The following is a 19,944-nucleotide window of genomic DNA, read 5'->3' on the forward strand; positions in this document are numbered from 1 at the left end:
TTTATTTGAGGTACTGTAACATTTCTATTTACGTAATTTTATACGAAAGGGTTTTATTTATTTACGACAAAACATATAACGCTATTATCTCGTAAATAAAGCAAGATACAACACAAATATCAGTTCAAATGAAACGCAAAACAAAAAATATCAGATTTTTCACTACATTATTTACTATTATTCTTACTGTGGTATCCATGACCGCACAGCAAGGGAAAGATTACAATACCCTTTCTGAAGATTTTCTTTTAAAGATAAAAAACGGAGAAGACGTAAGTGCTATTCAGGAACAACTTGCGAACAGCTCTTTAGAAGATTTAGAAAGTGCATTACCTACAGATCAGGAGAAACTAGCGTTTTGGGTGAATATTTACAACGGATACATTCAACTTATTTTAAGTGATACGCCTGAGTTATACAATGACCGTAGAGATTTTTTTAGCCGCGAGCAGATTACAATTGCAGGGGAAACGGTGTCTTTTGCAAAGATTGAACACGGTATTATTAGAAAGTCTCAATGGCCTTTAGGCTTAGGATTAATTCGCAAATGGTTCCCTAATAAATTTGAAAGAAAATTAAGAGTAGATACTCGTGATTATCGAGTGCATTTTGCACTTAATTGTGGCGCTAAAGATTGCCCTCCTGTAGCTATTTATTCTCCAGAGCACATAAACGAACAGTTTAATAAAGGAACCCAAGAGTATTTAGTAAAAACAACGACATATACTGCTGAAAACAAATCTGTAGCTGTAACTTCTTTATTTAGTTGGTTTAGAGGCGATTTTGGATCTAAAAAAGGCGTGAAAAAAATTTTAAAAGAAAATCAAATCATTCCAACCACAAAGGATATCGAAATCACTTATAAAAGCTATGATTGGACCTTAGATTTAGATAACTGGACTAACTTATAATTCATTAATTTTGAATGCCCAGTACCGTGTTTCATTTTGGGCATTATGAATTCATTATATGCTTAAAATTCTTTCGTTTAAAAAAATCATCTTAGGTGTTTTTATACTCCTATCTATTGGGTCTGGCTTTTTGCTTCCTAATTTAAAGTTCTCTTTTGATTTTAGTCAGTTTTTCCCAACAGGTGATGATGATTTGTTGTTTTACGAAGAATTCATAAAAGATTTTTCTACCGATGATAATTTCTTATTGGTGGCCGTAGAAAATGAAGGAGGTATTTTTGACAAAGAGTTTCTAGAAAATTTTGATAAGTTTACCCTTGCTGCAAAAGCATTGCCTCATGTCACGGAAGCTAATTCCTTAACTAATTTATCCTATCCGCTAAAAACTTCTTTTGGCTATACAAAACTCCCTGTATTGCATATTGATGACGAAACACAATATACCGCTGATTGGGAAAAAATACAAGAAGACAATTTTTTCATTGGCTCCTTTATCGATGAAAATGCACACTCCTTAGTGGTTTTTCTAGAGACCAAAGACAATTTAGATTATCAGCAATCTGTAGCTTTATTAGATGCCACAAGAACCTTATTAAGTGAACATAACTTTAGTTCCAACCACTTAATGGGGAGAACCTCATTCTATGAAGCCTTAGTGCAAATGCAAAAAAGAGAACTAACGGTTACTTCCATTGTTTCTTTAATATTGGTCCTTATTGTACTCTACATCATTTATAAACGTACCGCAATTGTTTTTATCACCCTAATATCCATATTTGTAGCCTTGTTAATTTTCCTTGGCACCCTGTCCTTATTAGGCAAAGAGCTCAGTGCTTTGGCGGCCTTCTACCCTATTCTAATGCTTATTGTGGGTACTTCGGATGTTATTCATATCCTTGATAATTTTCTGGAAAAAATTAAAGTAGGAGTTGCACGACAAACTGCAATTGTACAGTCTCTAAAAGAAGTTGGTTTATCTACTTTATTAACTTCAGTAACTACGGCAATAGGATTTTTATCGTTGCTATTTTCAAAATTGGTGGGTATTAGAGACTTTGGCGTAAACTCTGCCATCGGTGTACTTATCGCTTATATTACCGTAGTTTTCTTTACCAGCTCTCTAGTCCTGATATTTAAAAATTCAACCCTCCTCCCTAAAAAAAGCAAGTCGACTTTCTGGCAAAAGCATCTGCTGAAAATGAATGCTTTTACGATAGCGCAACCAAAGAGCATCGTAAGCGTCAGTATTATTTTTACGGTAGTTTGTGTATATGGCCTAAGCCTAGTAAACACCAACTATACTTTTAAAACTAGCCTTCCTAACAACAGTAAGATTGCAGAAGATTTTGCTTTTTTTCAAAATGAATATTCTGGTTTTAGAACCATAGAACTGGCCGTACAAACAAAACAAGGCTATAAGATTACAGATTTTGCTGTAGCCCAAGAAATTGAAAAAGTAAATCAATTGCTTCAAGAAACAGAAAATGTAGATAACATACGCTCCGTAAATTCGATTTTTAAAGCACTAAACAAAGCAAACCATTTAAATAAGACCGCTTATTTTGTCTTACCCGATACGCAAGACGAATTTGACATCTATAAAAAAGATGCTTCTAGATATGCGCGACAACAACTAGATAAATTCACCGATAGCAGCAAAACCAAAGCTAGAATTATTGCTAATGTTCTTGATATTGGCACTGATAGTCTGGTAAAAACTTATGATAAGATTGATGCTTTTGTTGCTACACATATCGATACGAGTATCGTAAACTTTAGAGTTACGGGTAAGGGTATGCTCATGGATAAAAATGCCTCTTATATTCAAGCTAGTTTATTTCAAGGTTTGCTAATGGGCTTGCTATTGGTGGGGATTATTATGGCATTCTTATTTAAAAACATAAAACTCGTCATCATCTCTTTGATCCCTAATATGGTTCCGCTGCTATTTGCTGGTGCTTTACTTGGCTTTCTAAACATTCCGTTAGATGCCCCTGTATCTATTGTATTTGCTATTGTATTTGGTATTGCTGTAGATGATACCATACATTTTTTAGGCAAGTATAAAATTGCAATCTCTAAGGGGTTGACCAAAGAACGTGCTTTAGAAACTACCTTCTTAGAAACAGGTAGAGCGTTGATTATCACAACGCTACTCCTCTTTTTTGGATTTATGACTTTATTATTTTCTATTCACAACCCTAGTTTAATTATAGGATTGCTTATAAGCGCAACATTATTTACAGCATTACTTTTAGATTTGCTGCTGCTTCCGGTATTGATTCGAAAATTTATGTAATTAAAAAGCTTCTTTGATGGTGAAGGTAAAAATACCGCCTTCGCTAGAGATTCCGTAATCGGCACGAATACGAACGCCATCTCTTTTATTGATGATATAGCGAAGTCCTACACCTCCTGAATTTTTATAAGGTGATGAAAAGACATCATCTAAATTAGGAGCAACCGTACCTGTAGAACCAAAAACGACACCACCAAACCTACTGATGATAGGAAAGCGATATTCTAAAGCAAAACTAGCTTCCGAATTATCTTGATAACGTCTGCTATTGATGCCTCGTGTTCTTTTACCTCCTAAGGTAAATTGATCTAAAAAAGGCATCCCGTCTGAGGCTGTACCTAAAAATAAATTCGCAGCCAACACTTGATTTTTACCTACTTTTTGATAAAATCTATTGTCTAGAATAAACTTGTTATAATTAAAACTAGAACCTAATAAACTCGAAGAAACAAAATAACTGGCTTGGATAAAGAACCCTTTGGTAGGATAAAAAATATGATCTCGAGAATCATAATGTATCACGGCACCTATATTAGAAACTGCGCCACCTTCTTTACCTATAACCTCCGAAGTTTCTAAAACACCACCTTCTGCTGCTTTTAAATTTTTAAAATCATCTAATTCATAACTAAGGCCTGCAGATATATTAGGAAGTACTTGTCTTAAAACGGAAAGCCGAACTCTTGGAAAACTCACCTCATAAGTTTCCAAATTACTTTCTTTACTATCTATTCCTTGTCCAAAATAATTATAGACATATCTATAATACCCCACTTCTCCTACATACCGCCATTTTTCTTCATGCGTATATAGCTCAAAAGGAACATATATTAATATTTGATTTTTGGTGGTATAACTAGCTCCTAATTGTAAAGAGGAAGCTCTTGTGGTTCTAGGTTGATTTTTCATCCAGAAAGACGCGACTCCTAAAGCTCCAAAGCCAAAATCTGTTTCTGCTGTATAGAAAGCCACAGGGAAGATGGTTACATTCAGATTTTTTGTAGAATCCTGCGCAACTTCTTGACTGTATCCTTTAAAAAAGAATAGTAATACTAAAACAATTGCAATCTCATTTCCTCGCATCCTCCAACAAATATTGACCCGCCAAAGCTATGAATTATATCGCTATAGAAACTGAAATTAATTCTTACGCTGATGGGTTTCCTTTAGTACTACTTTTTGGTTTTAGTCGTATAAAAATTAGCCAACTTAATTTCTTCATTAAGTTTTTTTTGCGCTAGGTACACTACTAGACTTAAATGCAGTACAATGTATAATTCTAAGAGGAGTATAAAATAAATCATAGTTTCATAGGTTAAAAATTAATAGTAGGTATCTCAATTAAAACTACTTACGAGAAATTTCTAAACTAGGTTTTACCGTTTATCCTAGAAATAATACACTTCAACAAAAAAGCCTCGTAATTTTTCAATTACGAGGCTTCAACCTAAAAACAAAAGCAACCACTGCCTTTTGCGTTTTATTTAAAATGTATAGGTTAAACTTCCTTTTAGAAAAAATGGCGTTCCAGGAATAAAATGAATTTCTTCTACGGGTGTTATTTCATTCTGAAGCCTTGATGTTGTTGCAAATTGCGTTTCATTCCATTCTGTATCCAATAGATTCTCTACCGCAATACCAATTCCTAAATTTTTAGAAACTTGATAATCAAGCTTTACATCACTTACAAAATATCCTTCTGCCACAATTGAATTATCTTCATTTGCTGGTCGGTCATCTATAAAACGATAGTTGATACCTCCTGAGAACCGTCCTAAATTAAGCACACTGAACCCTCCTGCCATCGTGAAATCTGGCGCAAGCGGAATATAATCTTCTCCAGATGCTTCTTCGATGCTTCGTGCTTTTGTAAGCGTAAGATCTGTATTAAAAAACAACCAATCGGTTAATTGATAACGCACGCCTACATCGACCCCAAAACGTTCGGTTTTACCACTAGGCTCTACGATACCAGCATCCCCCACATAAACAAACTCTTGCTCTAAATACAAATACCAGGCAGTTGCATTTAAAAATACTTTAGGCGTAGGACGCCAAAGTGCTCCGAAATCTACCCCATAAGCAGCAGGAAGTGTTTCTTCTTCGGTTGCAGCAACTACCACCCGCGTGTCATTGGAATGATACCCTATTCCTGATTTTAGGAATACTTGTAGTTCTTGGCTGCTAGAATACAGCACATTTAGTTTTGGTGCTAGAAAAGCTTTGTTCTCTGATGTATTAGAATACGTTTCTTGTAAATCATCTGTATACTGGAAATTGAAATAATCCAATCGCAATCCCGGAATTATAGTCCAATTGCCTAAGGTATAATCAAGACTTGCATACCCAAAACTATTGGTTTCTTTGATGCTCCCTAATTGAATGTTTTCTATTGTTGTTTTTCTATTTAAGGTGTGTGATAATTCTACATCATTATTATAATCTGCCCTTAGCCCTACTCCTGCTTTTAGCAATACCTCAGATGTGCTCCAAGTCATGTTCTTTTGCAATTCAGAATTAAATCCAAATATATCACGATCTTCAAACTGTTTTATCTGATCACCATTTTCTGGATCCTCTAGAAAGAAGGTGAAATTAGAATACAATTCAAATGCATAGTTAGCATAGAACACATTTGATTTTATAAAAGTCTCCTCACCTAAAACCTTCAGCAATGAAGCGTTAAGATTAGTTCTACTAGTGGTACCACCTTCCGTATCATCTATAGCTCCGAATCTTGAAATTAATCCGCTGGCTACAGCACGTTCAGGTATTTGGCCCGAAGCATCCCAGGTACTGGTAAAATGTGACGCAGATATAGCTAGTGTGCTAGCGTCTGCAAATTGGGTACTATACCTCCCAAAAAGATTGAGTCTTGAAAAATTCTGAGGCGAATCAAAAGCGCCATCAAATTGCGTTAATTCGGTAGCTACATAGGCATGGTCTGTATCGGAACTCACCAAATTAAACATTCCTAAGGCCCTGTTCCATCCAAAATCTCCTACTTCATACCGAAGCATACTCTTATCTAAATGCTTTTTAGTCGTAAAGTCTACGTAAGCAGCCGTTGCAAAATTACCTTTACCAGCATAATAAGGACCCTTACCAAAATCTATTTGATCTAAGGTTTCTGGAATTACAAAATGTAAGTCGGCATACCCTTGGCCATGCGCATGGGATACCATATTTACGGGCATTCCATCTACAGAAATAGCGATATCTGTTCCATGATCAATATCAAAACCTCTTAAAAATAACTGCTCTGCTTTTCCGCCCCCTGCATGCTGACCAATAATTAAACCGGGTACTTTCTGCAATAATTCCTGTGATGATTTTACGGGAGTTGTTTTTAAATCGATTGCAGAAACTACATTTAACCCATTTAGTGTAGGTCTAATAACAATCTCATCTAACTCAAAAGATTCTTCTATCAATTGAATACCGATGCGCTGGTTGTCCGAAAGGTTTTGAATAACAAAATTTAATTTTTTATAGCCTAATGCTCCAATACGAAGCGTATCTCCTACTTCATTATCTTCTAATTTAAAATACCCTAACTCATTACTATGGGTGTGCTTTTCGGAATGTATATTTAAAATATACGCCCCTTCAATAGGATTGCTTTTTGCATCCATCAGTTTTCCCTTCACTGTTTGTGCATAGCTACTTTGAACCATTTGAAAACAACATAATAGGGCGAAAATTTTATACATAAGGTATTTTTAAAGTGATTCTATTTTTTCTTTTGAGCTTGGTCCTAATTCATACACCGCACCTAACAACTCCGTCTTAAGCGCATTCGCCTTATTAGTTAATCCGTTGGCTTTGTAAATTTCAGCACAGGTAAAAAGTAATGCCGGCTCATAAGACTTTCCTTCTATATGCTCTGTGACAATAGCTAAAGCTTTTTTCTTTTGCCCTAGTTTTAAGTAACTAGACGCGAAAAAATGATAGGATTCTGGTGTAGGTCTATTAATTACTTCTCTTTTCGCTAATTCTAAAGCCTTATCCCATTGCTTGGTTTCCTCTAAATGGAGATTGATGGTATACCCATTGTACATTTCACCATAAGACGTATTTTTTACGCTCTTAATGTATTCATCTATATTGAGGAGTTTCATTTCCGTATTATCCATATACGCTGCTATTTCTGCCTTTAGTAAGTAATAATCTGGCGCATGGTAGTTTTTTGTCACGGAATCTAAAATTCGTAAGGCTTCCTTCGGATTTTTTTCATGAGAAAAAACAATCCAAGCAATTCCTTTTTTTGCATAGGCATTCTCTGCATCTAATGCTAAAGATTTTAAATAGTATTTGTAGGAATCAGAAAGTCTGCCTGCATGTCCGTAGTAGTCCGCAAGGTTGGTGTAAGACCATAAGATTAAAGCCTTTGTATAGGTTTTTTCGGCTTTATCTTTCGCCTGTTCCATGTAATTAATAGTCGTTGCCAAATCTCCTTTATAATCGTTCCATTTTGCGGCACGAATTAAAAAATCAAAATTCGTAATATCGGTAATGCTATCCAAGTAGTTTTTTGCTAATGTGTAGTTCCCTAGTTCCATATGCACATCAAATAAAAGATTCTGGGTTTCTCGTAATCCCGAACCAATTGCCCTTGCTTCCTTCGCTTGGACCAAAGCTTCTTTAAATCGATGTTGTGCTATATAATTACGTGCCAATGCTCTACGGTAGCCCGCTCTTCCTGTGGCGGCTATAGCTACAGCTTTTTCTAAGGCTTGTTCAGATTTTTTCAAATAAGAGATATCTCCTGTTGCTTTAAAATAGGCTTCATATTGCCCTGCAACGATACCAAAACTGGTAATTTGAATACTGTCTGGTTTAATCTTAGCATTCCAAAGTTCAAAATATTTTGATGTTGTTTTGGGTGCTATAGAAGGTAAGTAAGCGTTATAATCTTCCGCTTTAGTAATGGTGCTATTCTCTTTTGAATTGCAAGAAAGCACTACGAGAAAAATTAAGGTTAGGATGCTAAATTTCATAGGGTGGTTTATTTGTAATTAGGCTTAATTCTTAAAATATAAGAGGGTTTTCACACCCTCTTATAGTTCCTCTTCATAGTACCTTATTCAGGATTTCCTAAATAAGGAAAGGTAGTTGTAGGGTTAGCCGTAATACTAACACCATCAGAAGTTAGTCTTGGCAAATCTGCCATACCATCACCATCTGTGTCTTGTCCACTAAAACGATCCCCTTCCATTCCTCCGAATAAAAGAATCAAGGATACATCAATAACATCATCTTGAATGGTTCTCCCGGTTAAAGCCACTTCGTCTCCGTCTGGCACAAGGATTCTCCCATCCATATCTGCATCTGTACCTGGATTAAAATACGTAGTAGGTAAATTAGGAGCCACTTCTAAAACATCTGCAGCCAAATAACCTGTTAAGCTGGCTATATCTAAACCTAAAATATTGTTTTCATAATTTACGGCTGCAGGGTCTGCGCCTAATATAGTAGCGTATACATCATGGTAGGCTTCTAATCTAGCTTCAAAACTAGCCTGAAAAGCTACTGCCATATCTGCTGGCAAAGTTCTATTCTGACTATCTTTTGTAGCATCATCTGCACTTAAAACAGTATTTATACCGGGTCTTCCCATATGATCTACCTGAGAATAGGTTCCTGAAAAATCTGCATTTGCATTGGGTAACATGGTACTTTGGTTGTCATCGTCATTATTACAAGAAGTGAAAAAAGACAACGCTAAGGCATAAGAACACGCGTATAGTATATTTGAAAATTTCATAAGTTTATATTTTAAAATGATAGATTATTATTGTTTTTTATTTGAAGTAACCCAAGTCTTATATACTTCAAGACCCAAAGCATTTTTAGCGGTAGTAGTCCCTAACATGGTATTAGGAATTTCTATTACTATAGACATGGTGTTGGCCCCTTCAAAGGTGTCTTCTGCTTCAGAAGCCTCTTTAAAGCCTAAAGGAGCATTGCCCCCTATCACGGCGTTAAATTGAAAAAAGTCAAAAAAGAAAGCATCCTGTCTAGGACCGGCAAATAACTTTACACCTGAGGCTGTTGTCGTAGTTTTTGCAGAAACCTCAGAAATTTCTACACTTCCTAAAGGCGCATCTATTGCTACTTGACTGTCTAATCCTTTTTGTGATGGAGCAACAGGACCAAAGAAATACATGAAACCATCTCTAGGTATTGCTTGGATTACTTTATCTTCTACTAGGTCACCATCCAAGTCTATATTAATCTCAGTAAGCACATTTTCATCAAATGTTCCATAGGCCAAATCTGGTAATACGCTTGTTTGTAGGTCTACAATAAATACAGTATTGTCTGAACCTGTAGTTGGCTCAAAGGCATAGAAATCGGCAATATCTGCCGATGTTCCTTTAGAAGAAGGTGCATCAATATGATCTGCTGCAACTAAAATGGTACCCGCAACGGCAAGAAGTGCTAGACCAAAATACATTTTTGTGTTTTTCATGATTTTAATTTTTAGATTATTTATTCCCCAACACTTACGAGAAAATGAAACTAGGGTTTGGTTTTAAATGTTAAAAATATGTTAACATGATTTTTAAAGGAACTAAGATTCTCTACTTCAGTAGGATATACTAATTAGTTTTGTAGTAATTTTGCAGCTTGAAAATGATTGATCAATGAACCCTTCAGCATCAGGTTGGATAGATAAATTTGGACACCTTGTAAAAGATTATCATGAGCTCTATGATAACTTTGATGAACTATATGCACACTTAAAAAATATTGGATTCATTTACGGAATTAACGTAAGTATTCCAGAATTTATACATCCAGAACATCCCCTTTCTGAAGATGAAAAAGCAAAAATTAATTTACTTACCGCCTTATATTTTACCTATAGACAGAAAAGTAAAACGGTAACTTTCTCCAGTTTTTTAGAAGAAATATTTGAGTTTTATAACCAACTTGGCATCAATAAAATTTCATTTTTGAACAAAATTTTAACCGGAAAAAAGACCTCATCGCAGCTCGAAAAACTCATTGAATCTAGAATTTATTTAGACGATAATGTCATCAGTAAAAATTTTAATAGCATTATTACAAACTCATTATTATACATTGATGTCTTAACTTTTAAGAACTATTTAGAACTAAAATCAGACCCAAAAAAGCATGCAGAAAAGTTAGAGTACATTACCATAAATATAATTTACCATACCTTAAGTTCTAAGCAAAAAAATAAAACCGACGCAAAATTAGCGCAGCTTTTTGAATCGTCCTTAACATTTATTGACAGCACTCAAGATAGTTTTGACGGCACCTATAGGCGTAAATTAATTAACAATTTTACACCGCGAGAAAACACCTATTTTTTAGATGTTGCTTGCTTAACAGTGTGGGAAGATCAGTCGCTAGAATACAAAGAATCTGAGTTCATTTTTGGCATTGGAAAAGACCTTGGAATACCGTCTGAAGCCATCCTAAAATCTATAGAAGAAGTAGCTGTTTTTTTTGAACAAAATACACGTCAAATTCCACATTTAAAAAACAATAATTTAGCGGTTCAATTTTACGATAGCATGTCTAAAATTGTAAATAAATTGATTTTAAGAAATAGTAAAAGATTGCAAAAAGAGCTTTCTGAAAGCAAAGAATTGGTCGCCCTTTTATCAAAATCTACCGTCAAAGATCTTACGGAAGAGGAGAAGAAAAAAGTCCAAAATCAGCTCCTAGATATCTTTAAAAGCATTCCATCCTTAGCCATTTTTATCTTACCAGGCGGTGCTGTTTTGCTTCCTATTTTCATTAAACTAATCCCGAAACTTCTGCCATCTGCTTTTGATGACAATCGGGTAGATGAATAAGCAAAAGGCATCAAAAAAGCCACTATAAGAAAAACCTATAGTGACTTTTTTGAATATTTAAGCTATTTAAATCCAGTTTATTAACACACACTACTCCAACCAAAGCTTAAAATCGCGAACACGCTCTCTACTTACGATGATTTCTTGCTCATTAAACTTCATTAATTTGATTTGCAGCCTAGAATTTGTGTAAGATACAATATCTTTTATACAATTGACATTGACGTAAAATTTGCGACTTACTCTAAAAAATATTTTTGGATCTAGGTCTTCTTCTAAATTCTCTAAGGTAGTTTCTAAAAGGTAATTTCTGCCTTCGGTAGTTGATGCATAGGTACCTTTATTCTCACTGTAAAAACATTCTACCTCATCTGCATTTATGATTTTTAGATGCTGCCCTACTTTGGTTGTAAAACGTTTTTTAAACTCGCGTTCAATAGGGTTAACAAGTAGCTTTTTTATGTCTTCAAAATCAAGGGTTAATTTCTCCTTTTTTGGCGCTAAAGATTTGTACTTTTTAACGGCAATTTCTAGGTCCTCATCATCAATTGGTTTTAACAAATAATCAATGCTATTTAACTTAAAAGCTTGGAGTGCATATTCATCAAAAGCAGTAGTAAAAATGATAGCACTTTTAACTTCAACCGCTTCAAAAATTTCAAACGAAAGTCCGTCTGAAAGTTGAATATCTAAGAATATTAAATCGGGGTGTTCATTATTATGAAACCAATTTATAGCCTCTTCAACAGAATGCAAAAGCACAGATACCTCAACACCTAAATCTTCAAGTAATCGATTTAATCTTCTCGCTGATGGCTTTTCATCTTCAATAATAATTGTTTTCATTTGGTCTTTTTTTGGTCTTTATTTTAAAGGCTATTGGTGGGTTTCAAAAAACTACAATCCCTATTTTTTTTAATTATAAGCTACTAGAAGATTCTTGTTCTTCGTTCATGTATTTTTTAATTTTCTTCTCTTCCCAGTGGGTCAAAAAACTTGGTCTGATTTTAAAAACGATGACGCCATGAATCAATACTCCTATTCCCCAAATAATTGGTATTCCATACACATTCCAATCAATCCAATTTAAGATTTGAGGATTCCCCAAGGCTTCTTTAATCAACAGGGTAATGATAAATTTTCCTTTAAAAATAAACACTAAAATATTTATAATTACATAAATCGTAAGATGATCATAAAAACCTTTTATTGTTGCAACTCGTTTTTGAGCTCGCTCTAATTTTGTTCTCTTATCAAGATCCATATTAGTTGTATTTACCAATTTCATTCGTATCTTCTTCTAAATACTGCTTGATTTTTCTTTCCTCCCACTCTTTACTAAAGAACGGATTAAATTCAAATACTTTTGCTCCGTGAAAAAAGACCCCTATACCCCAAAATATCGCAGTAGAAAAGGTGCCAAAAGTGGTAAATGCTTCTATAAAACTATCTCCTGAGCTCATGTTTCCTACAACGCTAACGGTACTAATCATAATATTAACAAGGATATATACTGTTAAGTGAATATAAAATCCTTTCAAAGCTTTGATACGTTGTTCTGCTCTTTTTCTCTTATCTTCTTGTGTCGTGAATGTTTTCATCTGTAGTTTTTTTAGTTTAGTATTATTACTCCCATCTTTTCTTGGTTTCCTCTTCTTTCATGAACTCATCTATCTTACGCTGCTCCCAATTTCTTCCCATAAGCACGTCGTATCCAAAGAGTTTTATGGCTTTTACAGCTGTGGCTATAGAGACTCCTAAGACCACCCATAAGAACCAAGGGTTACTCCATTCATTAAGGTAATAGTTAATACTTCCGGTAATTACAATAGCTACTATGTATTTAAAAACTTTGTTATAAAAAGCCTTTATCGCTTCTACACGTTCTTTGGCTCTAAAATATTTAGTATCGGTATCTGAATTGTTCATTGTTGATTATTTAGTTGTTTTTAATACTTCAAAGATGTTCTAATCTTGTCTTTTTTCTAAATACAAAATACTGAGTTGTATCTTTTTAATGCTGAATTGTTATTTACGCTTAAAATTGATCATCATCCATATATTCTCGCATCTTACGCTCTTCCCAGTTACGTCCAAATAACGGATTGTAGCCATAAGCCTCCATTCCATGTGCAACAAGACCAGAACCCCAACCTAAGGCCGGAAATATTACCCAAGGGAAGCTGGTAGTGTTGTAATTCACGAATATCAAAATAGGAATAACAATGCAATAAGACATCAGGTTTCCATAGAACCCTTTTATTTTCTCTACTCGTTCTTTTGCTTTTTGATATCTTTTATCTTCAAGATAATCTTCTTGAGTTTCCTTCATAGAAACCTGTTTTGTTAACATCGGAAGTTCTACTCTAAAATCTGAAGCTGTTTTAAGAATAGCCACCTTCCTATTGGATAATATGTTATAGCGCTCTTGGATGTTTTTTAGCCCCACACCGCTACTCTTTTTAACCACTTGTTTCTCTTGCAAATTATTACTCACCACTAATTGTCCGTTTTCTTCAAATACACGGAGGTGTAAGGGCCGTTCTGAAGTAACCACATTATGCTTTACTGCATTTTCTAGCAATAATTGTAAGGACAAAGGAACAATCTTTGCCTCTGGATTACTAGCTTGGTCTGGAGTTTCAAAGATAATACTGTCTTCAAAGCGCATTTTTAATAGGCGTATATAGGTTTTTGCAAACTGCAATTCCTCATCTACAGAGATTAAATCCTTATTTTTTTGCTCTAACACATACCGATATACTTTTGATAAGGAGGTGGTGAATTTTTGTGCCTGATGCGGGTCTTCATCAATTAAACTTGTCAATACATTTAAACTATTGAAAAGAAAGTGAGGATCTAACTGATTTTTTAAAGCATCAAACTTGGCCGATGCCGTACTGGCTATAATCTTTTGTTCTTTTACTTTTTTATTTTGACTGAGTCTATAGAAATAAACTGCATGAAAAATGATAGTGACCAACAAGGTAATCAACAAGCAAAAAATATAGAATCTAGGGTTTTCACTCCAAATAAAAGTACTCCAACTTTCGCCTCCAATAAGTACCTCTATAAAAAATCGAATTAGAAAAACAGCCAACATAGTTAACAAGACACCTCCTAAAGCTCCAATAATTAGTCTAAATCTTTTAAACCTCACCCAAACCACTTTATCATTTAAATACCTAAAAAAAAGCGTATTTAAGACCGTTAAGCTCACCGAGTACAGGAAGTAGTACTGTAGGTTATTTACAAACTGTGCATCAAAACTCACAGCGCTCCCTAATAAAATATTCATTACGACATCTATAATTACAATACAGATGCCTATTAGCATACCTCTTAGTACAATTTTTAATACTTGTTTCATTTCAAAATTTATTAAATCATTAAAAAAACGATTTACAATACAGCACTCCCTGACTTAGAAAATAAGAGTACTGCTTCAAAAATAGCAAAAGCTAAGCAGCGAACCTCCAATCACTTCAAATCATAAAGTTATCTATTTTAAATAGTTCCTATACAAATTTGAAATTATAGCTCGAATATTAAAACAAAAGACTACCGAAATGTAGGTTTCCAAGGATAGAATGCAGCTTGCAAAATAATTCTGATTTATTCTCGATATAAAGAAAATTTAAAAGACCACAAAAACCGAAAGGGATATTCTAATTTTTGTAGTCTTTTTTTTGTTAATATAATATTTTTATAGTATTATTAAGACTCCCCAATTTAAAAAAATTATATGCTGTTTATCCTGTAAAAGGTTTATGAGTAAGAAATTAATTGCTATATCCATTGCATTATTTGCCATTCTAAGTGTGGCTATTTGGGTAATTACCGTTATTAGAATTAATAAATTCGAGAAAAATTTATTAGCTATAGAATTAGCCGATTCAGAAGCAGAGCTTAAATCTGCCCATGAGCAATTGTTGAATTTATACGAAACCAGTAAGAAGAAAGTACTTTTTTTCAAAGACCTGGTTGAAGCGAATTATAATCAAACCAAATCTTTCAAGGAAGTTGGTCCTATATTCTATTATTTTTTAAAAAATGAAGATGACTATTTTCAAGCCCGCATAATTGATCCCGACGGAAAAGAATTACTCAAGGTAGAGAACATGTATAATAATGTTTCTATTTACGAGAATAAACACTTAGAGGACAAGTCTAACCGCTACTATGTTCAAAAAACTTTAAAATTAAAAAAAGGGCAAACATTTGTTTCTAATATAGACCTTAACATAGAAAACAATATTATAGAAACGCCTTACAGGCCGACCGTTCGGTTTTTTACAAAAATTTTTGATCCAGACGACAATTTATTAGGCATAGTTGGTTTAAATTTAAATGCTGCTACTTGGTTAAATGGCATTGGCACTCAAAATATTAGCATCCTTAATAATACCAATGAAATATTTTATGACGAACACAATAAAAATGAATTATATACAAAATCTACCGTAGATCTAACCGAAAAAGATAGAAACGATAACCCCATTTACAATGTAAAAAAAATCACTATCGGTGGCATGTCTGATTGGACTTTGTATACCTCAATGCATTCACCAGAAGTACAACACAAAATAAAGGTCAACAAAAAGAATACCATCTACTTTTCTATCTTTTTAAATCTAGGACTCTTGTTTTTCATGTTTACCATTCATAATTTATACTATAAAAATAAGCACATTTCTTCCTTAAATAATGCTGTAAATCTTCGATTAGAAGAAAGAAACACCTTGCTAAAAGAAATACACCACAGAGTTAAAAATAACCTTCAGGTGATTACCAGCTTACTAAACCTACAATCGCGCTACATTCAAGACGAAGACGTGAAAAGTATGCTCAAATACAGCCAGTACCGTATAAAATCTATAGCGTTACTACATGAAAGCCTCTATAGAAGTGATGATTTGAGTAAAATTAATTATGCTGATTACCTAAAGCAGTTGGTGAATGGTTTGATTATTTCCATGAAAGGAAGTACGAATAAAATAACGCTAGACCTAGAGGTCGATGAAATTTATTTTAATATTGACACCTCTATTCCGCTAGGCCTAATCATCAATGAGCTGGTTACCAACTCTTTAAAATACGCTTTCAATGATAACATAGGCATCATCACCATATCGTTGAAAAAACAAGCGAACAATTCTTTCCTACTTCACATAGGTGATAATGGAAAAGGATTTCCAAAAAAAGTGAAATTTAGAGATACAGACACTTTAGGACTTAAACTGGTTCATAAATTGGTGTTGCAACTAAACGGTAACATAGAAAAAGACAACTTACAAACCGGAACCACTTTTATTATCACGTTCCAAGAAATTCAAGAACTCTCATAACTATGAAATGTAGCATTCTCATCGTCGAAGATAATTTTATTATCCAAATGTTTCTAGAGGAAATTCTTCTAGGCTGCGGAGAACACACGGTTAAAACCGCTAATAACGCAGATAAAGCCTTGCAGGTATTAGAAGACTTTAAACCCCATGTTATCCTCATGGATATTGGTATTGGCCCTGGACTAGATGGCATAGAGGTCGCAGAAATTATTAAAGAGAAATACAACATTCCTATTGTATTTCTAACCGGTAATTCTGACCAAGCCACTATCGTAAGAGCACACAAAGCAGATCCTATTCACTTTATCTTTAAACCTATAGATGAATGTAAACTGCTCACGGAATTTGCGGTCATTGAAGAAAAACTCGTAGAATTATCTTTTATGTAAGCTAATTACAAGGGCACGCTATTGGTATGTTTTATGGTGCCTATGACGAAAGTACTATGGGCACTACCTATATTTTCTACAGAACCTAAGCTATTAATAACAAAATCTTGATAATCTTTCATGTTCTTCACCAATACTTTAAGCATAAAATCATAATCTCCAGAAATATTATAACATTCCGTTACCTCTTGCAATGCAATAATATCTGTTACAAACTTATTACCAATTGCTTTGGTATGTTGCTTCAGGGTAATATTACAAAACACGATCAATTCTCTTCCCAACTTCTCAGCATCTAGCAGGGCCACATATTTTTTAATATAGCCTTCTTTTTCTAATTTTCTCAAGCGCTCATATACCGGTGTTGCAGATAAATTTACACGTGCAGCAACCTCTTTTGTGGTGTAGTTGGAGTTTTCTTGCAACAATTTAAGCAGTGCTAAATCTGTTAGATCTAAATTTTCCATAGACAAATATTCTAGTGAGGTACGTTTCCCCAACAAAAATATTTATTTTTATCTAAATAATAGCACTAAAACAGCTAAATAAACTTATCCAAGAACATTATGCAGATATAAATATGATAAAAAGTAATTTTGTGAAGACATAATATCTAATACGCAAAACAGGTAGTAATGAAAACAACAAATTTAGGTTACCCAAGAATTGGTAGCAACAGAGCGCTTAAAAAGGCATTAGAAAACTATTGGTCTGGCAAAGCAACATTGACCGAGTTAGAAGAAACTGCAAAAAACATCCGAACTGAAAATTGGCTGCTTCAACAAGAAAAAGGCATTGACATTATCCCTTCCAATGACTTTTCTTTATACGATCAAGTATTAGATATGTGTATGACCGTAAACGCTATTCCTAAGCGTTATGAACAGTTACAAAAAAACAATGCTACCCCTCAAGATTTATATTTTGCGATGGCTAGAGGTATCCAAAAAGATGGGATAGACCTTACCGCCATGGAAATGACAAAATGGTTTGACACCAATTACCATTACATTGTTCCTGAATTTTATGACCACCAAACATTCTCTTATGCAAATTCTAAAATTGTAAAAGAATATAAAGAAGCATTGGCTTTAGGGATCACCACAAAACCGGTACTTATTGGCCCGGTATCATTCTTATTATTAGGTAAAGAAAAAGAAAGCACTTTTGATCGTATTGATCTTTTAGCGAATCTGCTTCCTACCTATTTAAAAATCATAGAAGAATTAACGGCCTTACATGTTGAATATATTCAGTTTGACGAGCCTTTTCTTGCGACAGATTTAACGAATAGAGACCGTGAAGCTATACGGTACACGTACCAAACTATCGCCGATAAATTTCCTGACCTAAAAATTGTTCTGGCTAATTACTTTGATTGTTTTGGGGAAAATCTAGATATGGTATTAGAACTTCCTGTACACACCTTGCATTTAGATTTAGTACGATGTTCTTTGCAGTTAGATGATATTTTAGCTTCAAAAAAATTACGTAAGAACACACATTTATCCTTAGGAGTCATTGACGGTAGAAATATTTGGAAGAACAATTTTGAAGACTCGTTAGCTTTAATCCAAAAAGCAATTGCACATGTAGGTGAAGAAAGACTCTATATTGCGCCTTCTTGTTCTTTACTGCATTCGCCTTGCGATTTAGACTTAGAAACCAATGAAGTGAACTTAAGTGCCAATGTAAAACAATGGCTTGCCTTTGCTAAACAGAAATTAGAGGAAATAAATACTATAAGAAATTTTATTACGAAAGTAAACTTAACAGAAACCTTACAGAAGGTTTCTGAAAACAGTGCTGCCAATGCAGAACGTAAAGTTTCAAAAAGTATTCATAACCCAGCCGTTAAAGAGCGCGTAAAGGGATTAACGAAAACAGATGATCAACGATTAATTGGTTTTACACAGCGTAAAGTCATTCAGCAAAAAGCACTGAATTTACCTCTATATCCTACCACCACTATTGGTTCTTTTCCTCAAACAAAAGAAGTACGTAGTCAACGTGCTAATTTCAAAAAAGGAAATACCACTCCAGAAGCCTACCATAGCTTTATAGAGAAAGAAACCAGAGAGACTATAGAATTTCAAGAAAAAATAGGCTTAGATGTTTTAGTTCATGGTGAGTTTGAACGTAATGACATGGTAGAATATTTTGGAGAACAGTTAGACGGTTTTGCCTTTACTAGTTTTGGATGGGTACAGAGTTATGGTAGTAGATGTGTAAAACCACCAATTATCTATGGCGATGTTTCTAGAGAACATCCAATGACCGTATATTGGTCTTCTTTTGCACAATCTATCACTAAAAAACCTGTAAAAGGAATGCTTACAGGGCCGGTTACCATATTACAATGGTCTTTTGTTCGCAATGACCAACCAAGAGCAGAAACTTGCACGCAAATAGCCTTAGCCATCCGTGATGAAGTAGTAGACTTGGAAAAAGCAGGACTCTCTATTATTCAGATAGATGAACCTGCCATACGCGAAGGCTTACCTTTACGTAAGGCTGATTGGAAGGCGTACTTAGATTGGGCTGTAAAAGCATTTAGAATTGCGGCTAGAGGCGTGAAAAATGACACACAGATACATACACATATGTGTTATTCTGAATTTAATGATATCATAGCGCATATTGCAGCGATGGATGCAGATGTAATTACGATTGAATGTTCCAGATCACAGATGGAGCTTTTAGATGTCTTCAGAGAGTTTAAATACCCTAATGATATTGGACCTGGAGTTTATGACATTCACTCACCAAGGGTTCCAGACCGCTCAGAAATGGTAGCATTGATTGCAAAAGCTAAAGAATATATTGCTCCAGAGCACTTATGGATTAATCCGGATTGTGGCTTAAAAACAAGACACTGGGAGGAAACCAAAAAAGCATTAATAGAAATGGTAGCGGCTGCACAAGAATGCAGAGAAAACGTAGCTGTTTCCTATTAGATTAGATCGAGTATAGTTTAGTTTTTAGTCGCTTCTTAAGAAATTAAGAAGCGACTTTTTTGTTTCCTGATTATCTAAACCGACTTATATAATGCCCTTAAAAAAATTTGTTTTAAATTGTAAACAGGCCTTTAAAAATCAATACAATAACAGCCTAGCTCATATTTGTGCTCTTTTTAATAGAAATTGAACTAATTTTGTG

General features: G+C 34.3%; 15 protein-coding genes and 1 pseudogene. 6 read left to right on the top strand and 10 right to left on the bottom strand.

What is annotated here, in order from left to right; translation table 11 throughout:
* The first annotated feature begins 128 nt into the window (after positions 1–128).
* On the top strand, positions 129–911 hold the full coding sequence (locus tag BLQ19_RS19420; RefSeq protein WP_083332305.1) for a DUF547 domain-containing protein: 783 nt from the start codon (positions 129–131) through the stop codon (positions 909–911).
* A 58-nt stretch (positions 912–969) separates the two neighbouring features.
* Positions 970–3,210, top strand: coding sequence for an efflux RND transporter permease subunit (locus BLQ19_RS19425; RefSeq protein ID WP_083332306.1), 2,241 nt, complete (start codon positions 970–972; stop codon positions 3,208–3,210).
* Here BLQ19_RS19425 and BLQ19_RS19430 read toward each other — a convergent pair whose 3' ends face one another.
* From BLQ19_RS19430 to BLQ19_RS21665, 4 genes and pseudogenes are all read right to left on the bottom strand, one after another.
* Positions 3,211–4,293, bottom strand: a complete 1,083-nt coding sequence (locus tag BLQ19_RS19430) for a BamA/TamA family outer membrane protein (RefSeq protein ID WP_074539448.1) — start codon at positions 4,291–4,293, stop codon at positions 3,211–3,213.
* Between the two features lie 401 nt (positions 4,294–4,694).
* Positions 4,695–6,923 carry a TonB-dependent receptor gene (locus tag BLQ19_RS19435; RefSeq protein WP_025614359.1) on the bottom strand — a complete coding sequence of 743 codons (2,229 nt, stop codon included), beginning with the start codon at positions 6,921–6,923 and terminating at the stop codon, positions 4,695–4,697.
* Positions 6,924–6,932: 9 nt separating this feature from the next.
* A complete protein-coding gene (locus tag BLQ19_RS19440) occupies positions 6,933–8,210 on the bottom strand; it encodes a tetratricopeptide repeat protein (RefSeq protein WP_074539449.1) in 1,278 nt (425 codons plus the stop codon).
* An 83-nt stretch (positions 8,211–8,293) separates the two neighbouring features.
* A pseudogene (locus BLQ19_RS21665) lies at positions 8,294–9,685 on the bottom strand (DUF4331 family protein).
* Between the two features lie 175 nt (positions 9,686–9,860).
* Between BLQ19_RS21665 and BLQ19_RS19455 the strand changes: the two are divergent.
* On the top strand, positions 9,861–11,048 hold the full coding sequence (locus BLQ19_RS19455) for an LETM1-related biofilm-associated protein (protein WP_029448352.1): 1,188 nt from the start codon (positions 9,861–9,863) through the stop codon (positions 11,046–11,048).
* A gap of 90 nt (positions 11,049–11,138) precedes the next feature.
* Here BLQ19_RS19455 and BLQ19_RS19460 read toward each other — a convergent pair whose 3' ends face one another.
* From BLQ19_RS19460 to BLQ19_RS19480, 5 genes are all read right to left on the bottom strand, one after another.
* Positions 11,139–11,894 carry a LytR/AlgR family response regulator transcription factor gene (locus BLQ19_RS19460; protein WP_024479746.1) on the bottom strand — a complete coding sequence of 252 codons (756 nt, stop codon included), beginning with the start codon at positions 11,892–11,894 and terminating at the stop codon, positions 11,139–11,141.
* 73 nt (positions 11,895–11,967) lie between these two features.
* On the bottom strand, positions 11,968–12,312 hold the full coding sequence (locus tag BLQ19_RS19465; protein WP_074539460.1) for a 2TM domain-containing protein: 345 nt from the start codon (positions 12,310–12,312) through the stop codon (positions 11,968–11,970).
* Position 12,313: 1 nt separating this feature from the next.
* A complete protein-coding gene (locus BLQ19_RS19470) occupies positions 12,314–12,649 on the bottom strand; it encodes a 2TM domain-containing protein (protein WP_074539450.1) in 336 nt (111 codons plus the stop codon).
* 25 nt (positions 12,650–12,674) lie between these two features.
* A complete protein-coding gene (locus tag BLQ19_RS19475; RefSeq protein ID WP_034665566.1) occupies positions 12,675–12,977 on the bottom strand; it encodes a 2TM domain-containing protein in 303 nt (100 codons plus the stop codon).
* A gap of 109 nt (positions 12,978–13,086) precedes the next feature.
* Complete coding sequence (locus BLQ19_RS19480) at positions 13,087–14,418, bottom strand: 2TM domain-containing protein (RefSeq protein ID WP_074539451.1); 1,332 nt, start codon at positions 14,416–14,418, stop codon at positions 13,087–13,089.
* A gap of 400 nt (positions 14,419–14,818) precedes the next feature.
* Between BLQ19_RS19480 and BLQ19_RS19485 the strand changes: the two genes are divergently transcribed.
* Both BLQ19_RS19485 and BLQ19_RS19490 read left to right on the top strand, forming a co-directional pair.
* On the top strand, positions 14,819–16,396 hold the full coding sequence (locus BLQ19_RS19485; protein ID WP_074539452.1) for a sensor histidine kinase: 1,578 nt from the start codon (positions 14,819–14,821) through the stop codon (positions 16,394–16,396).
* A 2-nt stretch (positions 16,397–16,398) separates the two neighbouring features.
* Positions 16,399–16,785 (top strand): response regulator, encoded by a 387-nt coding sequence (locus BLQ19_RS19490; protein WP_034665558.1) that lies wholly within the window; start codon positions 16,399–16,401, stop codon positions 16,783–16,785.
* A gap of 5 nt (positions 16,786–16,790) precedes the next feature.
* Here BLQ19_RS19490 and BLQ19_RS19495 read toward each other — a convergent pair whose 3' ends face one another.
* Positions 16,791–17,252: an Lrp/AsnC family transcriptional regulator gene (locus BLQ19_RS19495; protein ID WP_024479739.1), complete on the bottom strand. Its 462-nt coding sequence runs from the start codon at positions 17,250–17,252 to the stop codon at positions 16,791–16,793.
* A 168-nt stretch (positions 17,253–17,420) separates the two neighbouring features.
* Here BLQ19_RS19495 and metE point away from each other — a divergent pair, with 168 nt between their 5' ends.
* A complete protein-coding gene (gene metE / locus BLQ19_RS19500; RefSeq protein WP_074539453.1) occupies positions 17,421–19,742 on the top strand; it encodes a 5-methyltetrahydropteroyltriglutamate--homocysteine S-methyltransferase in 2,322 nt (773 codons plus the stop codon).
* Positions 19,743–19,944: the final 202 nt, after the last annotated feature.

The sequence above is a fragment of the Cellulophaga baltica genome (genome assembly GCF_900102165.1).
Lineage (GTDB): Bacteria > Bacteroidota > Bacteroidia > Flavobacteriales > Flavobacteriaceae > Cellulophaga > Cellulophaga baltica.